This is a genomic window from Azoarcus taiwanensis, from assembly GCF_012910885.1.
GTDB classification, from domain to species: domain Bacteria; phylum Pseudomonadota; class Gammaproteobacteria; order Burkholderiales; family Rhodocyclaceae; genus Azoarcus_F; species Azoarcus_F taiwanensis.
In genome coordinates, this window is record NZ_WTVM01000216.1 from 1 (window position 1) to 3,644 (window position 3,644).

At 58.4% G+C, this 3,644-nt stretch carries 5 protein-coding genes; all 5 read right to left on the reverse strand.

Annotation, left to right across the window (positions count from 1 at the left end; all coding sequences use genetic code 11):
• Window positions 1-70 precede the first annotated feature (70 nt).
• On the reverse strand, window positions 71-463 hold the full coding sequence (locus GPA21_RS19525) for a hypothetical protein (protein WP_168989741.1): 393 nt from the start codon (window positions 461-463) through the stop codon (window positions 71-73).
• Between the two features lie 4 nt (window positions 464-467).
• Window positions 468-1,982, reverse strand: coding sequence for an AAA family ATPase (locus GPA21_RS19530; RefSeq protein ID WP_168989742.1), 1,515 nt, complete (start codon window positions 1,980-1,982; stop codon window positions 468-470).
• Between the two features lie 13 nt (window positions 1,983-1,995).
• Window positions 1,996-2,202: a helix-turn-helix transcriptional regulator gene (locus tag GPA21_RS19535; RefSeq protein WP_168989743.1), complete on the reverse strand. Its 207-nt coding sequence runs from the start codon at window positions 2,200-2,202 to the stop codon at window positions 1,996-1,998.
• Window positions 2,203-2,282: 80 nt separating this feature from the next.
• Window positions 2,283-2,555 carry a hypothetical protein gene (locus GPA21_RS19540; protein WP_168989744.1) on the reverse strand — a complete coding sequence of 91 codons (273 nt, stop codon included), beginning with the start codon at window positions 2,553-2,555 and terminating at the stop codon, window positions 2,283-2,285.
• On the reverse strand, window positions 2,552-3,644 hold a 1,093-nt coding region (locus tag GPA21_RS19545; RefSeq protein WP_168989745.1), incomplete at its 5' end, for a tyrosine-type recombinase/integrase. The genes GPA21_RS19540 and GPA21_RS19545, both read right to left, overlap by 4 nt.

The following is a 3,644-nucleotide window of genomic DNA, read 5'->3' on the forward strand; positions in this document are numbered from 1 at the left end:
GGCTTGATGGCGGGGCGTTTCTTCATGGCTGGCGGCAGAGAACGAAATCAGGACAATCCAATTTTACCAATCACAGAGGTGCCGAGGTTTTTCGAGGCGCCCTTATGTCTTCAATGCAGCGGCAAACGAAGTCGAAAAACTGCGACTTGCTTACGGCGTACTGCCCGCTTTCGAATCCTTCGTTCATCGCCAGCAAGTGCGCCACTACTTCGGGGTCTTTCGGCCATTCCATAGCGATATAGCGCGCGACCTTCGTTGATACGTCATACGGATACACCTTGCGCGCTGCGTTGTAGGCGGCTGCGGCTACGTCGAAGACGGTTTTACGTTCGAAGTAAAGATGCGATGCGAATTGCTTTTTCAGCGTCGGCACGCCGCCAAGTTCGCGCGCTACTGCGTCAAGGGCTTGATTCACTTCGCGCAAAAACGCCTCATCGAGTTGGTACGCTTCGGGCTTGAACATACGATCACCTTTTGAAATTCGGTGCCCACATGGGGCGGCTGTTGGCATTTGAAAAATCGGCTATCGCATCAGCGGGACATGCGACACTCCCTAAAGGGAGTGTGTCGCTGTCGTCCCCCAACGGCAGGGATGCGACGCGGGACATGTCGCCGGTTTGTCGCTGTCCTGTCGCCTTGTCGCGTGCGGCCTTCAACACTTCGGCAATGCACTTTTCTTCAATCGGTGCGGTATCGCCTGCCAACCGATAAACGTTGTTTTCGACTTCGATACGTTGAAGTTCGATCAAGTCTTTGCGTGCGCGCTCAAAAGCCTTTTTCTTCGCTGCGTCCGAATCGGCGGGACTCATGCGGTAGAACACGGGCCGCCACTGGCTCAAATGCAGGCCGTTGAAGTTGCCTTGTTCGTCAAGACCGCCGAAGGTGCCCGCCGCTGCGCGGAACGATTCAAGCGCCATCTTCTGATTTGCGGTTAGCGGCTTTTCGGCCCTTGTGGGCATGACGCTATCCGGCACCACGACGCACGAAGTAACTACGTCGCCGTCTTCGTCTGTTTCGATTTCGACGACATGCAAGCGGAAGTAATGAACGTCGCCGTCGCGCCCGTCCTTCGCCTTATCGACTTTCCAGCTTCGGGCGTCGCCTTCGCGGCTTACCAGAACGGCGGCGTCTAGCGCAGCAAACAGGCTTGAATGCCCGCGAAGCCCCTTCGCCGAATCCTTGCCCGTGTGGGCAACAAGAACGACAAGCCCGCCGATCAAACGTTGAAGCGTCTTCGCGCCTTCGATCACTGCGCCCATATCGCGGCTACTGTTTTCGTCCATTCCGGGCGCAGCCCTGTTCAGCGTGTCGATAAACACGACGCAGCCGGGCGGACAGACGGCGGCAAGGTCTGCCACGTCCTGCGGGTCGGTAAGGCGGAACGGTTGCAGCAGGAACCGCACGCTATCGGGTATGGCGCGCCCGTGGTGACGTTGCCACGCGACAACCCGGCCCCGGTATCCGCCTTCACCTTCAAGGCCGACATACAGCACGGCAGCGGGCTTTGTGGCGTGTTCGAAGAACGGCAACCCGTCGCCAATGGAAGCGGCCATTTCGAGCGAAAGAAACGACTTGCCAGCGGTCGAAGCGCCATAAACAACGGCCAGCCCTTCGATTGGAAATACGCCCTTGATTCGCCATTGCTGCGGCGGCATTGCTTCCAAGGCTTCGACGGGTAGCGGGCTGAAACGCTGTTTCTTGCTAAGGGCTGTAACCTGCCGTTCGATAACTTCCGTCATCGCGTCGGGGTCGGCCTTCACCTTTGCCCACAAGCCTTTTGCCTTGTAGCGCCCGAACGGCGTAGCCCATTCAAAAAAGAGTTCTTCGAACTTCGGGCCGTGCGTCTTCAACGCGGCGGCAACCATCCGCACGTCGTCTTCTTTCTTCGGTGCAAGGTGCGACAGAATCCCGCGCATCGCTGCCAGTTCTTCGGCAGGCGACGACGTAAAGCCGAAGTCTGGTGCGGAATTGTGGGCAGACACTAGCGAACCCCCTTCAAGCCGATGCAATCAGGGCGCGTATGTCTTCGACACGCCACGCAGTAACGCGCTGCGACAGCTTGACCGGCTGCGGATAGCGACCGGACTTGACGCCCGCCCACCAAGTCGATTTCTTGACCGGGATAAGGGGCGGCAAACCCTTGGCGGGGTCGCCGATGATCTGCGGCAGGCGCAGAAAGCCAGTTTCAGGAAGTTGGTTCATTGTGGATTGCTCCCGTCCGTTGCGGTATGGGGCAATCCTATGGCGGCCAAGCTAGGCCATTAAGGGGAAAAACCTGTTCGTTATTTCTGCTGCAAATCTTCGCGGAACTTGCGAATACGCTTCACCAAATCTTTTTTCTTGTGCGAATAAACTTCGCCGTCGTCTTTCGTGATTTTGTACCCGGCGTACTCGCAAATATAAGCGTCGGCGGCTTCGCAATCGTTCGCAAACTTGCCGTTTATTACGTCGTTCGCGGCCTGTTCGTCGATTTCGGCAAGTCGCTGGCTTGTTGGCCTGCCGCCCTTGTTGGCTTCGGGTATCGGCAAGCCGTCTTCGATGCTGTACTTCGTCATTGCGCCGCCCCTGCGGTCATTTCGCCGACCATATCCGCCCATTCCTGCATCATGTTTCGGCGGTCTTCCATGTACTGCGCTTGGTTGTAGCTGGCGCGAACCTTGTTGCGTTCGGCGTGTGCCAACTGGCGTTCGATCACGTCGGGCCGGTAGCCCATTTCGTTAAGGATGGTCGAAGCGGTAGCGCGGAAGCCGTGCGCGGAAAACCCGATGCTGTCTTTACCGTTGAAGCCCATACGTTCAAGCGCCCGGTTCAACGTGGTAGCGGTCATGCACTCTTTCGGGTTGCGGTAGTTCGGGAACAGGATTCCGCGCCCGCCCGTGTGGGTATGCAATTCGCGCAGCAGTTCGACGGCCTGTTTCGACAGCGGGACTACGTGCGGTTCGCGCATCTTCATTCGTTCGGCGGGTATCCGCCATTCGGCCCGGTCTAGGTCGAATTCCGACCATTCGGCTTTACGAAGTTCGACGGTGCGAACGAAGGTAAGCAACATCAGCCGCAGCGCGATAACGGTTGTTCGATACCCGCCGTATTCGTCTAGCGCCTTCGCAAAGTCGCCGATTTGTTCGCGCGAAAGCGGCTTGCGGTGTTCGACCTTCGGGCGATGAATCGCGCCCTTCAACGCTGCGGCGGGGTCGCTGTCGGCGCGAAGCGTTGCGACGGCATAGCGGAAGATGGCCGAAGACCATTGCCGAACCAACAGCGCGACGGTTTCAGCGCCCCGGCCTTCAATGCGACGGATGATTTCGAGCAAGTGCGCCGCCGTGACGCTGCGAATCGGTAGCTTGCCCACATAGGGGAACACGTCGGCGGCCAAGAAGCGTTCAACCTGCCGCAGATAGTACGGCGTCCATCCTGCCGACTTCTTCGCTATCCACTCCCGCGCGACGGCTTCGAAGGTGTTTGCGTTCGCCGTGACGTTCGCCAGCCGTTCAGCCTGTCGATTGTGGGAAGGGTGAATACCTTGTTCGACCAATGCCCGCGCCTTGCGGTGTTCGTCGCGTGCGTCCGATAGGCCGATGGTTGGATAGTCGCCGATGGCAAAGACGTTTTCTTTGCCCGCGATGCGGTAGCGGTAGCGCCACAAC

Coding starts and splice junctions, on each gene's coding strand:
- GPA21_RS19525 (WP_168989741.1), bottom strand. CDS start 463: ATGTTCAAGCCCGAAGCGTACCAACTCGATGAGGCGTTTTTGCGCGAA.
- GPA21_RS19535 (WP_168989743.1), bottom strand. CDS start 2,202: ATGAACCAACTTCCTGAAACTGGCTTTCTGCGCCTGCCGCAGATCATC.
- GPA21_RS19540 (WP_168989744.1), bottom strand. CDS start 2,555: ATGACGAAGTACAGCATCGAAGACGGCTTGCCGATACCCGAAGCCAAC.